Source organism: Marivirga arenosa (genome assembly GCF_030503895.2).
Classification (GTDB): Bacteria; Bacteroidota; Bacteroidia; order Cytophagales; family Cyclobacteriaceae; genus Marivirga; species Marivirga arenosa.
The window spans coordinates 679,055-693,634 of the sequence record NZ_CP129970.2 but is presented as its reverse complement, the minus strand read 5'-3'; the positions used below and the strand labels follow the sequence as shown (position 1 = coordinate 693,634).

16 protein-coding genes are annotated in these 14,580 nt (G+C 34.8%); 13 read left to right on the top strand and 3 right to left on the bottom strand.

What is annotated here, in order from left to right; all coding sequences use genetic code 11:
* Window positions 1-2: 2 nt before the first annotated feature.
* From QYS48_RS02920 to QYS48_RS02890, 7 genes are all read left to right on the top strand, one after another.
* Window positions 3-974, top strand: coding sequence for a PhoH family protein (locus tag QYS48_RS02920; RefSeq protein WP_308357454.1), 972 nt, complete (start codon window positions 3-5; stop codon window positions 972-974).
* Window positions 971-1,411, top strand: a complete 441-nt coding sequence (locus tag QYS48_RS02915) for a GNAT family N-acetyltransferase (RefSeq protein WP_308357453.1) — start codon at window positions 971-973, stop codon at window positions 1,409-1,411. Before QYS48_RS02920 ends, QYS48_RS02915 begins: the two co-directional genes overlap by 4 nt.
* Before the next feature lie 165 nt (window positions 1,412-1,576).
* The gene (locus QYS48_RS02910) at window positions 1,577-1,993 is read left to right on the top strand and encodes a MerC domain-containing protein (protein WP_308357452.1); all 417 of its coding nucleotides are present in this window, start codon (window positions 1,577-1,579) and stop codon (window positions 1,991-1,993) included.
* A gap of 1 nt (window position 1,994) precedes the next feature.
* On the top strand, window positions 1,995-2,219 hold the full coding sequence (locus tag QYS48_RS02905; protein WP_302127467.1) for a DUF1826 domain-containing protein: 225 nt from the start codon (window positions 1,995-1,997) through the stop codon (window positions 2,217-2,219).
* A gap of 38 nt (window positions 2,220-2,257) precedes the next feature.
* Window positions 2,258-4,615: a TonB-dependent receptor gene (locus tag QYS48_RS02900; protein ID WP_308357451.1), complete on the top strand. Its 2,358-nt coding sequence runs from the start codon at window positions 2,258-2,260 to the stop codon at window positions 4,613-4,615.
* 75 nt (window positions 4,616-4,690) lie between these two features.
* Window positions 4,691-5,584: a DUF4625 domain-containing protein gene (locus tag QYS48_RS02895; RefSeq protein ID WP_308357450.1), complete on the top strand. Its 894-nt coding sequence runs from the start codon at window positions 4,691-4,693 to the stop codon at window positions 5,582-5,584.
* Window positions 5,585-5,598: 14 nt separating this feature from the next.
* Window positions 5,599-6,909 carry a hypothetical protein gene (locus QYS48_RS02890; RefSeq protein ID WP_308357449.1) on the top strand — a complete coding sequence of 437 codons (1,311 nt, stop codon included), beginning with the start codon at window positions 5,599-5,601 and terminating at the stop codon, window positions 6,907-6,909.
* Between the two features lie 164 nt (window positions 6,910-7,073).
* Here QYS48_RS02890 and QYS48_RS02885 read toward each other — a convergent pair whose 3' ends face one another.
* Window positions 7,074-7,439 (bottom strand): DUF6249 domain-containing protein, encoded by a 366-nt coding sequence (locus tag QYS48_RS02885; RefSeq protein ID WP_302127458.1) that lies wholly within the window; start codon window positions 7,437-7,439, stop codon window positions 7,074-7,076.
* Between the two features lie 378 nt (window positions 7,440-7,817).
* Between QYS48_RS02885 and QYS48_RS02880 the strand changes: the two genes are divergently transcribed.
* Both QYS48_RS02880 and QYS48_RS02875 read left to right on the top strand, forming a co-directional pair.
* The gene (locus tag QYS48_RS02880; RefSeq protein WP_308357448.1) at window positions 7,818-8,258 is read left to right on the top strand and encodes a sigma-70 family RNA polymerase sigma factor; all 441 of its coding nucleotides are present in this window, start codon (window positions 7,818-7,820) and stop codon (window positions 8,256-8,258) included.
* A 128-nt stretch (window positions 8,259-8,386) separates the two neighbouring features.
* Window positions 8,387-8,749, top strand: coding sequence for a hypothetical protein (locus QYS48_RS02875; RefSeq protein ID WP_308357447.1), 363 nt, complete (start codon window positions 8,387-8,389; stop codon window positions 8,747-8,749).
* 542 nt (window positions 8,750-9,291) lie between these two features.
* Here QYS48_RS02875 and QYS48_RS02870 read toward each other — a convergent pair.
* Together QYS48_RS02870 and QYS48_RS02865 are read right to left on the bottom strand one after the other, a co-directional pair.
* Window positions 9,292-10,449 (bottom strand): SAM-dependent methyltransferase, encoded by a 1,158-nt coding sequence (locus QYS48_RS02870; protein ID WP_308357446.1) that lies wholly within the window; start codon window positions 10,447-10,449, stop codon window positions 9,292-9,294.
* A 626-nt stretch (window positions 10,450-11,075) separates the two neighbouring features.
* Window positions 11,076-11,426: a nuclear transport factor 2 family protein gene (locus QYS48_RS02865; protein WP_308357445.1), complete on the bottom strand. Its 351-nt coding sequence runs from the start codon at window positions 11,424-11,426 to the stop codon at window positions 11,076-11,078.
* Between the two features lie 137 nt (window positions 11,427-11,563).
* Between QYS48_RS02865 and QYS48_RS02860 the strand changes: the two genes are divergently transcribed.
* From QYS48_RS02860 to QYS48_RS02845, 4 genes are all read left to right on the top strand, one after another.
* Window positions 11,564-12,007: a GNAT family N-acetyltransferase gene (locus tag QYS48_RS02860; RefSeq protein WP_308357444.1), complete on the top strand. Its 444-nt coding sequence runs from the start codon at window positions 11,564-11,566 to the stop codon at window positions 12,005-12,007.
* A 139-nt stretch (window positions 12,008-12,146) separates the two neighbouring features.
* Window positions 12,147-12,575: a mobile mystery protein A gene (locus QYS48_RS02855; protein ID WP_308357443.1), complete on the top strand. Its 429-nt coding sequence runs from the start codon at window positions 12,147-12,149 to the stop codon at window positions 12,573-12,575.
* Complete coding sequence (locus tag QYS48_RS02850; protein WP_308357442.1) at window positions 12,566-13,162, top strand: mobile mystery protein B; 597 nt, start codon at window positions 12,566-12,568, stop codon at window positions 13,160-13,162. Before QYS48_RS02855 ends, QYS48_RS02850 begins: the two co-directional genes overlap by 10 nt.
* Window positions 13,163-13,506: 344 nt before the next feature.
* Window positions 13,507-14,484, top strand: a complete 978-nt coding sequence (locus tag QYS48_RS02845; protein WP_308357441.1) for a hypothetical protein — start codon at window positions 13,507-13,509, stop codon at window positions 14,482-14,484.
* The last annotated feature ends 96 nt before the right edge of the window (window positions 14,485-14,580 follow it).

The window sequence follows — 14,580 nt, the reverse complement described above, 5'->3', positions numbered from 1 at the left end:
ATTTGGTAGAAAAAGTTATCACCTTGGAAAATGTATCCCTTGTGGATTTTTTAGGAGTAGAAAATCGTAATATCAACGAGTTATCCTCTGCTTTTCCTAAATCAAAAATTATCTCTAGGGGAAATGAAATAAGAATACAAGGAAGCACACCTGAAATTATTCGCATCAATCAAATTGTGCATTCTCTAGTAACTCATTATCATAAGTTTGGAAAAATTACGGAGGAAAGTGTAAAAACGTATTTAAACGAGGAATACGAAGAAAGCAAAAAGAAACTAGATGGTAATTCGGATGAAACTTTAGTATTCGGAACTAAAGGATATGCCATAAAAGCTAAAACTCCGAATCAAATCAAATTGGTAGAGGCTGTAAGAAAAAATGATTTGGTTTTCGCAATTGGGCCGGCCGGTACTGGAAAAACTTATGTTTCGGTAGCCATGGCTGTGCAAGCCCTTAAAAACAAGGAAGTTCGTAAAATTATTATCACTAGACCTGCGGTTGAAGCAGGAGAAAATTTAGGTTTCCTTCCTGGAGATTTAAAAGAAAAAATTGATCCTTATTTAAGACCAATTTATGATGCATTAGATGATATGGTGCCTGCGGAAAAGCTAAAATATTATCAAGAAAACAGAGTGATAGAAATTGCTCCTTTAGCTTATATGAGAGGGCGAACACTTCATAATGCCTTTATATTATTGGATGAGGCCCAGAATACGACCCCAATGCAAATTAAAATGTTCCTAACCAGAATGGGTCCGCATTCTAAAGCGATCATTACGGGTGATATGAGCCAGGTCGATTTGCCTAAGAAGCAAAAGTCAGGATTGATAGAGTCAACTCAAATCTTAAAAGATATTAAAGGGATTGGTATAGTGAATTTAAAAGGTGAAGATGTAGTTCGCCACCGATTGGTGAAACACATAATCGAAGCCTATGATAAAAATGATGCTAAAGTTCAAAAAGAAGAAAAATGATTTCGGTACGAGTTGTAGATAATCAGGAAGATCTTAAGAAAATATTCTCAATCAGAGAAAAAGTATTTGTTGAGGAACAAAATGTAGCTCGTGAAGAGGAATATGATGAATTCGAAGATATATCAACCCATTTTATTGCGGAAGATGAATTGGGTAATGCATGCGGTACTGCCCGTTGGAGATTCACAGATAACGGAATGAAATTAGAACGATTTGCGGTACTTAAATCCCACAGAGGAAACGGAGTAGGACAGGCACTGGTACAAGCTGTAATTGATGATATCCGAGCTAAACCAAAGTCAGAGGGTAAGAAGCTTTATATGCATGCTCAGCTCCCTGCTGTTAGCTTATATGAGCGATTTGGTTTCAAAAAAGTAGGAGATCAATTTGAAGAATGTAATATTATGCACTATCAGATGGAGATGATGAATAGCTGAACCAAATGGTAATTCATCTCTTATTCTAAGTCAAATCAGACAAAATTTCTACACAAAAGTAATTTATCGGGAGAAACAAAACGCAATTAAGTTGCGTTTATTTTTAATCTTTTTATATTTGCAATTGAGTTGCGTTAGTAGTCATCAATTATTCAATTGGTAAAGATGAATAGATTAAATGTTAGTTCAAATAAAATACCGCTCGATGCAATCGGCATGATGGCTTCTATATTATGCGCCATTCATTGTGCAGCATTGCCAGTGTTGTTAAGCCTTTCAACTTTGGCAAGCCTGCACTTTTTAGCTAATCCTTGGATAGAATATTCAATCATTTTCTTCAGTTTATTATTAGCATTAGTTTCTTTTCTGCCTGCTTTTAAAAGACATCATTCGAATTTTTTACCCTTAATACTATTGGGATTGGGCTTTATATTGATTGGGATGGGTCAATCTGGATTAATAGAGGTAAATGAAGTTGTACTTACATTCAGCGGTGCATTTTTAATTGCGATAGCCCATATAGTCAACTGGATTATGGTAGTCAAAACAAGAAAAGCATTTTTGATGGCAGAAACAATTTAAAGTGACAGAAATCATCAACTTTTTAAAAAGGCAAATTTATAGAGTAGATTCGAAAAACATCACAAATGGAAACTGGAACGCTATTCGACAAACGAAGCCCTTTGATGTAGCCTTTTTAAAAGGAGAAAACCTTTTATACCCAAATGGTAAAGGCATTGTGCATAGATCACCTCCAATTGAAGAAAGTGAAGAAAAGAGAATCTTATTAAGAATAGATGAAAGATAATTCCTGAATAGTAAAATAAGACTAATATTTTTGCAAATATGTTGCGTTTACTGATTATTACGTTTTTATTTTTCTCTCATTTTTTTGTTCTAGCTCAAAAATTTGAAGGAAATGTTGTGGGCACAGACGGCCAGCCATTAGAGGCTGTATTACTTACTTTCCACCCAATGAAAGTTCGTACTACCACGGATATTGAGGGTAAGTTTGCTATCAACATCGACAAACAGCAAAAAGTGGAATCAATTGAAATCAATCATGTAACGCATATTCCACAAATCATTCCTATTTCAGAATTTAAGAACCTAAATGACATCAAAATTGTATGCCATGAGGATGTCCAGACCTTGTCTGAAGTTAAGGTTGTTTCCGACAATATTTTATCGAGAGTAATCGATAAAACCCAGCCGGTTCAAATGGTGGATAAGGATTTTATTGAGCGAAATAGTAGTGGTACATTTTCTGGTGCACTCGCTGCTTTGCCTGGGGTCAATACCATGAATGTTGGTGTGGGAATAGCTAAACCTATGATTAGAGGGATGAGTTTCAACCGAATTATGGTAAATAATAGGGGAATTAAACAAGAAGGACAACAGTGGGGTGCTGATCACGGGCTCGAGATTGATCCATTCGATGTTGATCAGGTGGAAGTCATAAAGGGGCCTGGATCTCTGCTTTTTGGGCCAGATGGAATGGGCGGTGTGATTAACATCAAGGAGAATAATATACCCTTGCAAGACGGAAATACTATTGAGTATTTATCTTCCTACCAAACCAATAATCACGCTTTTTCAAATTCCTTGGAATTTAAGGGTAAGAAAAGGGCGCTCTTTTACAGTGCCCGAATGACCCATCAGGATTTCGGAGACTATTCTGTGCCGGCTGATGATTTTACCTATGCAGGATTTGAGCTTCCAATTGAGGAAAATAGACTGAAAAATACTGCGGGTAATGAATTACATTTGAGCGCTTTAATTGGTTTAAAATACCAGAATTTTAAGAGCAGCTTGAGGTTTACAAGCTTTAATCAAGAAGCCGGAATCTTTACAGGGGCTATAGGGCTTCCTCGCAGTTATAATTTAAGGCATAACGGTGATTTTAGAAATGTGGATTTACCCAAGCAACGAAATCAGCATCATATGCTTATTAGTAACTCTTACTGGCGTTTTGGAAATCAAAAACTCGAGCTGGATTTAGGGTATCAGCGGAATAATAGAAATGAATTATCGTTTCCGGGCGCTCATGGAATCGCACCAGAATATGCCAATTCAAATTTGGCTTTGGGTCTACATTTAAATACTTATACCGCCAACCTTAGATACGAATTTAATCCTAATCCAAATCATCAAATATTAATGGGCGGGCAGTTCCAATGGATGGAAAATCAAAGAGATGGTTTTGAGTTTTTATTGCCCGACTATACGAGTTCGCAATTAGGCTTTTATCATTACCAGCTTTTTGATATGAAAGATCAATTTATTTTAAATGGGGGAATACGATATGATCGAGCTAGTCATCAAATCAATCAGCATTTACAACCCGTTTTTGATAGAGGAACGCTACAGCCGACCGGGGAAATGATGGAAAGAACGCCAGCTTTCGATCGCTATTTTGAAAATTTTAGTGGAGGATTAGGCGTGACGTATATGGCTACTATGAAGGATCATATAAAATTTAATTTAGGCAATAGTTTTCGCTATCCCACAGCTATAGAGCTTTCCAGTAATGGCGTTCATCATGGGAATTTCAGACATGAATTGGGAGATCGTGATCTTGATATAGAAAATGGCTATCAAGCAGATATAAATTACATCCATCAGTCTGAACAATTGTTCCTGGAGATTTCTGCTTTTTACGCCTATTATAATGATTATATATATTTAGCGCCCACGGGAAACTTTTCATTCCTAGCATCAGGGGGGACTATGTGGCAGTACCGTCAGGATGACGCGCTATTCAATGGTTTTGAAATGAGTACATCCTACCAACCGGTTTCCTATTTTAAGAACGAAACAGTAATTGAATTTGTGCAAAATCTGAATTTGAATAGCAGATTAGCCCTGCCCTTAACACCACCTCCATCAATTGTTAATACTTTTGAATTTGAAAATTTTTTATCTGAAGGATATCGATTAAAGGAGGAATACCTTTTCATTTCCGGAAGGTATAATTTTGCTCAAAATAGAACAGATCGAAACGAGAGACCAACACCCGATAGTTTTATATTAAACTTTGGAGCGGGTGCTCACACATTGTTTTTCAATCAAGAATTTGATTTTAAATTTTCTGTGAATAACGCACTCAATACCTTCTATTTTAATCACATCAGCCGATATCGATTAATAAATTTACCCGAGCAAGGCAGGAATTTTACCTTTTCTGTAAAAATAACAATTTAATTAACGCAAACTACTTGCGTTTGTAGTTTGCGGATGTATATTTGCAATTATGTTGCATTAGTAATATTGTTGCAAATGAAAAGAAGACTTTACCTTTCATTACCAATTCTGCTGATATTCAATTTTGCTTGTTTAGAAGAAGCGGAGGATATACAGTTTGATGAACCACAGATCAATCCTTTAGAAGGCCTGCAAAGTATTTCACCCCAATACTTCAAGATTGTAAGACCGGATGAGAACGAGATACCCTTAGCCTTTTCAGTTCAAGATGATTCAGGGATCGAAGAAATTAAAATTGAATCTCATTCAGGCTTTGATGGGCACACACATGGTAGATTGGCCTTTGCTAATAATTTTCTACTGTTCAACTACTTTCATGTCATCGAAGCATCCGAATTAGAAGATCCTACATTTTTTTCCACAACTGAAGATGATAATTTAACGATCTACTTGGATGAAAGACATGATGGATTAGGTGAGGATGATAACATTTTGGCTGGCCCCTATCACTTTTCCATTACAGCTACTGATGTGGATGGAAATGAAACCAGTTACAGAGAGAATACAACCTATCATACGGTCATTTATATCCAGAGGCCTTATGCTCCACAAATAGAAATCAACTCAGACGATTTATCCAGGGGCGAAATAAGAGGTAGCATATTTAGGAATACAGTCCATGAATTGTCTTCCGACATAGGGTTTCTTTGGTTGTTTATTGAGAAAAAAGATCCCGAAAAGCCTAATCAGGAAGGCGAAATTATGGAAGAGTGGATTTGGGGTGAAGCTAATTGGCCACATCAATTTAGAGAAAATAGCGGGAAAGCCCTTCCTAGCTCTCAGGAAATCGATATCAAAAGCTTAATCGAAAGTGAAAATATATCTTTCGATTTAGCCGAGGATGAAAGAATGGTCTTCTGGATAGAAGACGCTAACGGAAATATAACTGTAGAATACATTGATAACTAATAAATTTAATTGTAATGAAAACAACTTTGATTAAAATTTGGAGCCTGATCTTTTTGATTGCTTTATTTTCTGCTTGTAATGATGATATAGATGATGTAGCTGATGATTTGGAATCTTTTGAAGAAATGGAAAGCTCTTGGGTAAGATTGTCATTGATGGATCAAAATGGAATTGATGTTATGCAACCCAATAATAGACAAATTCATGCAAGAGTTGAAGGGAACTTAGTTGAAGGAGCAAGATACTATACCAGTAATTCGGGAAGATATCTAATTGCAATTGATAGAGCGGGCGGTGCAGTGAAATTCTTTGATTCTGGTGTAGAATTTCATATTGATCATGGTCACGAACATACACCAAAATGGTTAGATTTAGAAGTTAATACTTTATTGCCAACCCACTTCGGAAGCTCATTAGGTCATATGGTGATATTTAATGATGGTGATGGCTCCATTACCCATATAAATGAGGCTCAATTAGAGATTCCTACCTACTCACCCGTTACTTATTCTTTTGAAAATACGGTTGCACATCATGGAGCTGGTTTTAGGTTAGAAAATGGTCAGTTTGTTATAACTTTCAAAAATAATAATGAGCCTGGCGGATTGCCGCAAATGGTGAAATTTGTTGAAAGTAATGGAAATGTAATAGACGATAATGGTGGAGTAGAAGTGGGAGCTATCCATGGAGATGCTTCTAATGGACATCACGGTATATTTGGAAGTACAGATGGAGTTATTTTAGTGAATGATGAAGGGGAAATTAGTTTAATTGAGAACACAGGCGACTTAAATTCAGAATCAGGCAACTGGTTAGGGACTTTAAAAGGACATGATAATTCAAAGATGTTTTTTGCACGATCTAGAAATGTAGGAGCTTTTATGATCGATCCTGAAAATAAATCTATGACTCAAATTTATGCAGGTTCCGATGTAGTAGGAGATATGTTTAGCTTTGATGGGAAGTATTATATTTTACATACTGCAGATAATATGTTGAGAGTATTTGATGCGCATGATGGAGTTGAAATTTCCAGCAGAATGGTAGAAATGGCAGATATTCCTGAAGCTGAAGGTCACAATCATAGATCAGCTTTATCAGAAATTGAAATTTTAAGAAAAATGGACGATCCTGATCCGGTTTTAGTTTGTTCCGATAAATTCTTATACGTTTTGTCTACTAATAGAACTCAAATCAAAGTTTTAGAAATTGACGATTTACATCACGTAGAAACAATTGAATTAGATAATGCAGTTGAAAGTATGATGAAAAATGGGTTTTCATTAGAAGGTGATGATGATCATGATCACGATCACGATCATTGAAAATTGCTTTAATAGTTTCGGTAAATGAATTGGGGATTAGGCTCCCCATTCATTTGAATTAAAATACTAAGGGAGTGTAAACAAGGTAAAATTTTAGTGATTAAGCTTGGTCCAGTCATATTATTAGATTTTGGTTAGTTAGCTGGTAATCACTCCCTTTTTTTCTATTTCTCTTCATCTTTTTTATCCATCCAACGAAGGCTAAGAAATGAGCTAACCAAGCCAATTCCACCAAAGATGAAGATGCCTGATACATATAGGACTTCATTATTATTTTTCATGTCAAGCGCATTATCAAGTATAACGGCAAAGACAATTCCTAAACCAATACCGATAGCCATCATTCCTATAACTAAGGCAATAGCATAGACCGGATGTCTCTTTCTTTGCACTTTAGGTGCCTGAAATAATGAGGCATCAGCGCCAGCTTCAATCAAGGCTAGCCTTTCTTTATTTCGAGTGTAAAAGAAATAGTAACTAATACCGAAGATTGTAGCGAAAAGGGATATGAATACGATTACTGCTTCCATGATTAATGTTTGTTTGTTTTAAAATTGATTTATGCCCTTTGGACAAACGAAACTTTAAACTGGTTACAACTTTTCTAAAATATTTTTAATTGCAGCTTCTTATAATTAATAGAAACCTGTCGGATTTGGATAGGTATTCGAGTTATCAAAAAAACTAGCCCGTTCAAAGGAGGAATACATCAGAGTATGCATGATCAAGCTATCCCCTTGAGGGGATTATAGGGGTGTGAATTAAGAAAAGTAGCATGTAATAAGTATCAATTTATAAGTAATAGGTTTTGTTTAAAACTTACCAATTCATTATTCTTTTAAAAAATCCGTAAATTTCTGTAACCATACTTTGATTAGGCTTGTCCAAACCATATCAAAACTTAAAAATTGGAAGAAAAGCATCTGAACAATATTATCGAAGAAGTAAAGCGAGGGAATTACCATGCTTTTAATGCTATTATTGTTGCGCATGAAGTTCAGGCCTATAATCTGGCTTTCCGTATCGTTAAGAATAGAGAGGATGCTGAAGAAATAGCTCAGGATAGTTTTGTAAAAGCGTATAAAAGAATCAAATCATTTAAAGGAGATTCAAAGTTTAGTACCTGGCTGTATCGCATTGTTTATAATAATAGTATTAATAAATTAAGAGCGAATAGAAAGTTTAAGCTTAATGATGAAATAGAGGATGATCAAATTGGAACTTCAGTTTCCGATCATAGCATGCAGAATTTACTGGCTCAGGAAAGAAAAGACTTCATAAAGCAAGCGTTGAACAAATTGAATCCTCAGGAAAGTAGTTTAATCACATTGTATTATCAAAATGAATGAGATTTAAAGGAGATAGAAGAGATAACAGGTGTGAATAAGAATAATTTAAAAGTGCAATTGCACCGAGCGCGTAAAAGATTAGAGCAGCATTTAAAACAAATGCTACCGAATGAATTAGAAAGCATAAGATGATGGAAGAGCAAGAATTTAAAGAGTTATTGAATGATAATGTAGAAGGTCCTTCATATGGTTTTTCTACTAAAACCATGCGTAAAATTGAAGCCTATGAAGCATCCAAGCCAAGTTTTGTAAGGAGCGGAAGTAGGTCAATTATTGCTTATATAATTCCAATAGTGTTTTTGGTTTTAATCATTACCACCCTATTTATAAATGATTCTAGCTTGATTAATTTCAATATTAGCTTACCAGATTTTAAAACTGTTTGGTTAAAAGTGAATTTACATATCAGTTGGATACTGGGTTCTTTAGGATTAACTGCCGGCTTCTGGGCCTGGATTTGGTGGGAGAAAAAGAATTTCAGGTTTAGATAGAATTAAACATCCCTCTAGCCTCCTCCAAAGGGGGAGTCTCCAAAGCCTGCATCATCAATCTATCCCCTTGAGGGGATTTTAGGGGTGTCTTGTATTAGAAAGTTAAGGCTGATAAAACCTGTCAGGTTTCCAGTACTTAGAATTTGCAAAAAATAGTTTCTTTATGAGCTATATTTTATCAAAACCTGACAGGTTTCAGATAGTAATTAAATGGTAATGACAAAAGTCAGGACCTGTGTTAGTCTTGTGCATGGAAGCATATTGCTTGTCTTAGAAATGGCTGATCACTTTGATTTTTTCTAATTTTAACATCCCCCTAGCCCCCTTCGAAGGGGGAGTCTCCAAAGCAGGCATCATCAATCTATCCCCTTGAGGGGATTTTAGGGGTGTGAAAGTAGGAAGTATTAAGTTGTAAGTTATAAGTTTTAGGTAATAGAAAACCTGTCAGGTTTCCAGAACAATTATTCATCTAATATTAGATTTTATCAATTAAAATAGCCGGCAAAGACCTGACAGGTTTTGATTAAAAGAAGGATGAGGTTTTACTCCTCCTTCTTCTCTAGAATAGTCTCTAAATAATGCTCTTCCACTCCAAATTCTTGCTTTAAACCTTCAATTTTGGCGTTAATGGCTTCCACGTTTGGACTTTTGCTCGCTTTACTGCCGACTAACATTACATTTTTACGCGTATGCTCATTAGAGATAAACTCAAATACTTTGGTGTTATATTGATTTTTCTCTAAAAGTAAAGCACGAATGGTGTCGGTAACCATCTCAAACTGGCGCTCTTTAAAAATACCAAACTTTAGGATAGGATTTTCCTGAGTGGTTCCTTTTACGCTTTGCCGAACTTGCTTATGGCAGCAAGGTGCACAAATAATAAGAGATGATTTAGAAACTAAGCCCTTATAAATCGCATCATCAGTGGCCGTATCGCAAGCATGTAGTGCTATGAGGATATCAATTTGATCCTTTTCGTAATTTTCAATCCTTTCAGAAACGAAGGATAAGTTTTCGTACCCACATTTGTTGGCTACATCATTACAATAGTTAACAAGTTCTTCTCTTAGCTCAATCCCAGTAACTTTTACGTCTAAGTTTTTAGTATTGTGTAGATAATCATAAAGCGCAAAGGTTAAATAGCCTTTGCCCGAGCCCATATCTACTATATTCACTTGCTTAGGTAGATCAGTAGATTTGATGAGCCCATCAATGATCTCCAGGTATTTGTTAATCTGCTTAAACTTATCAGCCATTTTAGGGATCAATTTTCCCTGCTTATCTTTTATTCCTAAATGAACTAAGAATTCACTTTCTTCAGCACGTTTCACTTTTTGTTTGTCGTGATGCTCAGGAAGCTTATTGCTGAAGGTAGGAGGGGTATTCGTTATCGTAGCTTTTCCCTTTTTATTAATCCGAAGGGCTACATCTTTCTCTAGCGTAAATAAAGTCGCGATGCGGAAAGCATCTTGCAACAATTTTTCTAGTTCCTGAATGGCTTCTTTGGCAGTATAGTTTTTTACCTGATCATTGGTTTTGTAGCGATAGGTAAAAGAGATGAGCTTCTCATTTTTAATTTCTACTTCACGTAGATATACGTTCGCTAAGTCTGCTGACTTCCGAATGGGTTTACTTAAAGTAAGCTTGACAAATAAATCCTCTTTTAAGGATTTTTCCATTTCTTGAAAAAACTGCTGCATCTCCTTCATCTTAAATGCAAAGCTACAAATGGTGGTAATAAAAAGCTATGCCTTGGACAGGTTTTGATAGAAGTAAAGGTGGTAAGTATTAAGTTTTAGGTAATAAGTAATAAGTTGTAAGTAATAAGTTTTAGGTAATAGGTATTTTCTATTCGATTCATTAAAAATATAACATCCCCCTAGCCCCCTTCAAAGGTGGAACCTAAAAAGCATGCATTATCAAACTATCCCCTTGAGGGGATTATAGGGGTGTCTTGTATTAGAAAGTTAAGGCTGATAAAACCTGTCAGGTTTCCAGTACTTAGAATTTGCAAAAAATAGTTTCTTTATGAGCTATATTTTATCAAAACCTGACAGGTTTCAGGTAGTAATTAAATGAGAATGACAAAAGTTAGGACCAGCGTTAGCCTTGTGCATTGAAGCATATTGCTTGTCCGACAAATGGCTGATCATTTTAATTTTTTCTAATGTTAACATCCCCCTAACCCCCTTCAAAGTGGGAACATTTCATAGCCTGCATCATTAATCTATCCCTTTGAGGGGATTATAAGGGTGTTTTTATCTTATTAGACATAAAAAAGCAGACTTTTCAGCCTGCTTCTGATGTTCCCTTTTGAAAACTAATATTATTGATAGTAGAATCTTTCGTGAACGATCTGACCGTTTTCCCACTTCTGAACGCCTACTTGTTCCATGTTTACTCTGTTACCATCTTTGAATGTAACATCCATAGTAGTTTCATGCATTACGATACCTGCTTCTTCATTAGAAGTAATCGCCTTTACCTCCATACCGTGGAATTCTTCGATCATTCCTAAGAATTCTTCTTCGTGCTTTCTGCATTCTGCTTTCCCAGTCCAAGTACCTCTTGGCTCAGTGATTACCACTGGCTCACCGTAATACTTGTCGAATGCGTCTAATAATTTACCTTCGCCTATCATCTTATAGATGTCTTCGCATTTTTCTCTTAATGTCATAATAGTAGTGTTTGTTGTAAAATTACATGTATATACATACAATATTGAAAAAGGTTTGAAAATAGTTTAAATATTTAATCAATATTAATGTAGATTAATACTTCACTATTGAGCATTGCCTCATAATTATAACAACGATGAATATAAGGCCTTATCATTCAGCTGATTTTCAAAAAGTATTAGTGCTATTTGATCTTAATACACCCCAATATTTTGCTGAAAGTGAAAAAGCAGATTTGGAAGAATATTTACAGCAAAAACGGGAAGATTATTTTGTGGTGGAGGAGAATGGAGAAATTATAGGGGCAGGAGGAATTAATTACGATCCTGATCGAGCAGTAATTTCTTGGGATTTTATTCATCCTGATTGGCAAGGAAAAGGAATAGGAAGAACATTAATGGATTTTAGATTAGCTCATATTCGATCGCAAAAGCAATATGAAAAAGTGATAGTAAGAACCTCTCAATTGGCCTACGGCTATTATGAAAAAATGGACTTCAATCTACTGGAAGTAAAAAAAGATTACTGGGCAAAAGGCTTTGATTTATATTTTATGGAGCAAGATAATAAGAAATTATAATTTATATTTCCAAAACATGTATCAACTTAAAGGTTTACATATGTTTGAATTTGTAACTTAATATGTTTACATTTATATTAATTTGTAAACTAATAACATTACAATAATGAGGAGCAAACGGAAACTCTTAATAGAGCAATTGGATCAGAAACTAAGTCCCTTTCAAAATGCGGGAATGATTCAACTGCCAGACAGAGGATGGATCCATACGATTCGCACTACACTAAATATGACCATGGCTCAGCTTGGTACTAAGCTCAATATTACCAGACAGGGGGTTAATAAAATTGAAGAGAGAGAAGCTAATGGTACTATAGCCATTAATTCATTGAAGGAAGTAGCTAAAGCCCTGGATATGAAACTTGTATATGCCTTGATTCCCATTGATGGCACAATCGATAACTTAATAGAAAAAAAAGCTAAAAAACTGGCAAAAAAGATAGTTTTAAGGACTAATCAAAATATGAAGCTAGAAGATCAGGGGATTGGTGATGAAAAAATCACCGAAATAGTAAAGGAACTTGCTGATGAAATTAAACGTGAGGTAAGAAGGTCTTTATGGGATTAGACTTAGAATATCAAGAGGGTCAAACACCTTTAAATGAAGAAGAAAAGGAGGGTTTGAAAATCAAATCAATAACAACTCAAGGAGAGCTTGATCAATTTGAACAACTAAATATTGAGAAAGCAATTGAGTGGACTATCAGCAAGAAATTCAAAGCAGAAAGAATACTAACTGAGAAGTTTATTAAAGATTTGCATAAAAAAATGTATGATGATGTTTGGAAATGGGCAGGAGAATTCCGGAATTCTGAGAAAAACATTGGAATTAAATGGACTCAAATAGGTATTGAATTGAATTATTTGCTCGATGATACAAGATATTGGATTCAAAATAGCACTTTTTCACCCGAAGAAATTGCGATTAGATTCAAACATCGTATCGTTTCAATTCACTGTTTTCCAAATGGCAATGGTAGACATTCCAGACTGATGTCGGACATTATCATGGAGTCAGTATTTGGTGAAGAAGCATTTCACTGGCAACAATCCAATATGGTTAAGGCAGATCAAACACGAAATGAATATATAGCCTGCTTGAAGAAGGCTGATAATGGTGATATAAATCCACTTATTGAGTTTGCAAAAAATTAAAGCAGAAAGCGGCTTCTAACGGTTGAGTAAGACTTCAAGCGGATTTTTTTAATTTGCATTGGGTGGTGCAACCCAATTAAAGCGCCTTATCTTATATTTTTTCAGGTAATAATGATATTTTTCGACCAACACCTATATTCTTAGGATGTATTTAAAATAAAATCCTATACATTTATGGTTCATCAACAACCAAAACCCAAAGTCGAATTTCAAATTATTTTTCTGGGATTAGGTTCAAGATGCAGCGTGTATAAAGTAACTCTTGTTGTTTTATACGCAGTATTTATCGTATAAAGTGCATTAATACATCTTACAAAGTTGTTATGCAAAATTTAATTCAACCAATGAATATATTTGAAGAATCAGAATTTGAAAACAAAAACGGAACTGAGTTGCAAAAAATGGGCAATGAAGTTATGCAAAGATTTAATCAAAAAAGAAGTTATTTTCATCAAGTCAGAAATTCCCCATTTATAGGTAAAGATACTTGGAATGAATTAAATAAAAAGTTGGTTGAATTTGACCAGAATGAATTTCGTAATTGGAATCAAAAATGGAGCACCGTCTCAAGACAACAAAATAAAGACTCAATGATTAGTTTCTTCAATGAGGGAGAAACGGTGTTTGAGGAATTAGATGATTTTGTAGATCAGGTAAAACCAGAATATAAACATAGTGATAGTGTAGAAGGTCTAAAAGAAGACCTGATTAATAAGATTGATCAAGATATCAATAACCTATCTACTGAAATTCAAAATCAAGTGTCCAGCGGCATTCAGGATTTGATTGATTTAAAAGCAGAGTATAAGCTACAAGATACTTTTGCAGTTAGTATAAAAGAACAGAAAAATAAATCTAGAAAGGTTAAAAATATTTTTTTAGGTCTTTTTATAGGTAGCTTATTTATTATTCCATGCTTTTTATTATTTACTTTTGCATTAGAATCAATAGCTAAATTAAACTTATATCTCCAATGGAGTTTGAGAGCCACTATTTCTATAACATTAGGAATAGCTTCAGTTTTTCTATTTAATCAATATAGAATTTACCAATTAATTAATTTAAAATATTCACATCTTTACAATTTTATAGGTGGGGGGGCAACATTTTTATCTGAATTAATTGGGCTAGAAGACACCAATAAACGTGAAGTGAATAGAAAACTTGCCTCTATGTTTATTGAAATTGATGATATTATGGCCAGTATCAGAAAGAATAAGCATCCTTCTGAGAATGTTTCAGAAATAACTGATAAATCTATTGATTCAATATCTAAAAGCATAGTAGAATTAAGTAAAGCTGCCAACAAAAGAAGTACATAACATGGTAGAAAACCTATTTGCTTACTCATTTCATAGTGAGTTTTTTGCAGTTGTCCTGTAATTTATGCTTTCACTTTGGACAGGCTTCATCATAAC

Bases quoted from the DNA above. Each gene is read 5' to 3' on its own strand.
- QYS48_RS02845 (WP_308357441.1), top strand. From the start codon at position 13,507: ATGAATATATTTGAAGAATCAGAATTTGAAAACAAAAACGGAACTGAG.
- QYS48_RS02910 (WP_308357452.1), top strand. From the start codon at position 1,577: ATGAATAGATTAAATGTTAGTTCAAATAAAATACCGCTCGATGCAATC.
- QYS48_RS02895 (WP_308357450.1), top strand. From the start codon at position 4,691: ATGAAAAGAAGACTTTACCTTTCATTACCAATTCTGCTGATATTCAAT.
- QYS48_RS02915 (WP_308357453.1), top strand. From the start codon at position 971: ATGATTTCGGTACGAGTTGTAGATAATCAGGAAGATCTTAAGAAAATA.
- QYS48_RS02850 (WP_308357442.1), top strand. From the start codon at position 12,566: ATGGGATTAGACTTAGAATATCAAGAGGGTCAAACACCTTTAAATGAA.
- QYS48_RS02865 (WP_308357445.1), bottom strand. From the start codon at position 11,426: ATGACATTAAGAGAAAAATGCGAAGACATCTATAAGATGATAGGCGAA.
- QYS48_RS02875 (WP_308357447.1), top strand. From the start codon at position 8,387: ATGATGGAAGAGCAAGAATTTAAAGAGTTATTGAATGATAATGTAGAA.
- QYS48_RS02860 (WP_308357444.1), top strand. From the start codon at position 11,564: ATGAATATAAGGCCTTATCATTCAGCTGATTTTCAAAAAGTATTAGTG.
- QYS48_RS02885 (WP_302127458.1), bottom strand. From the start codon at position 7,439: ATGGAAGCAGTAATCGTATTCATATCCCTTTTCGCTACAATCTTCGGT.
- QYS48_RS02870 (WP_308357446.1), bottom strand. From the start codon at position 10,449: ATGCAGCAGTTTTTTCAAGAAATGGAAAAATCCTTAAAAGAGGATTTA.
- QYS48_RS02900 (WP_308357451.1), top strand. From the start codon at position 2,258: ATGTTGCGTTTACTGATTATTACGTTTTTATTTTTCTCTCATTTTTTT.
- QYS48_RS02890 (WP_308357449.1), top strand. From the start codon at position 5,599: ATGAAAACAACTTTGATTAAAATTTGGAGCCTGATCTTTTTGATTGCT.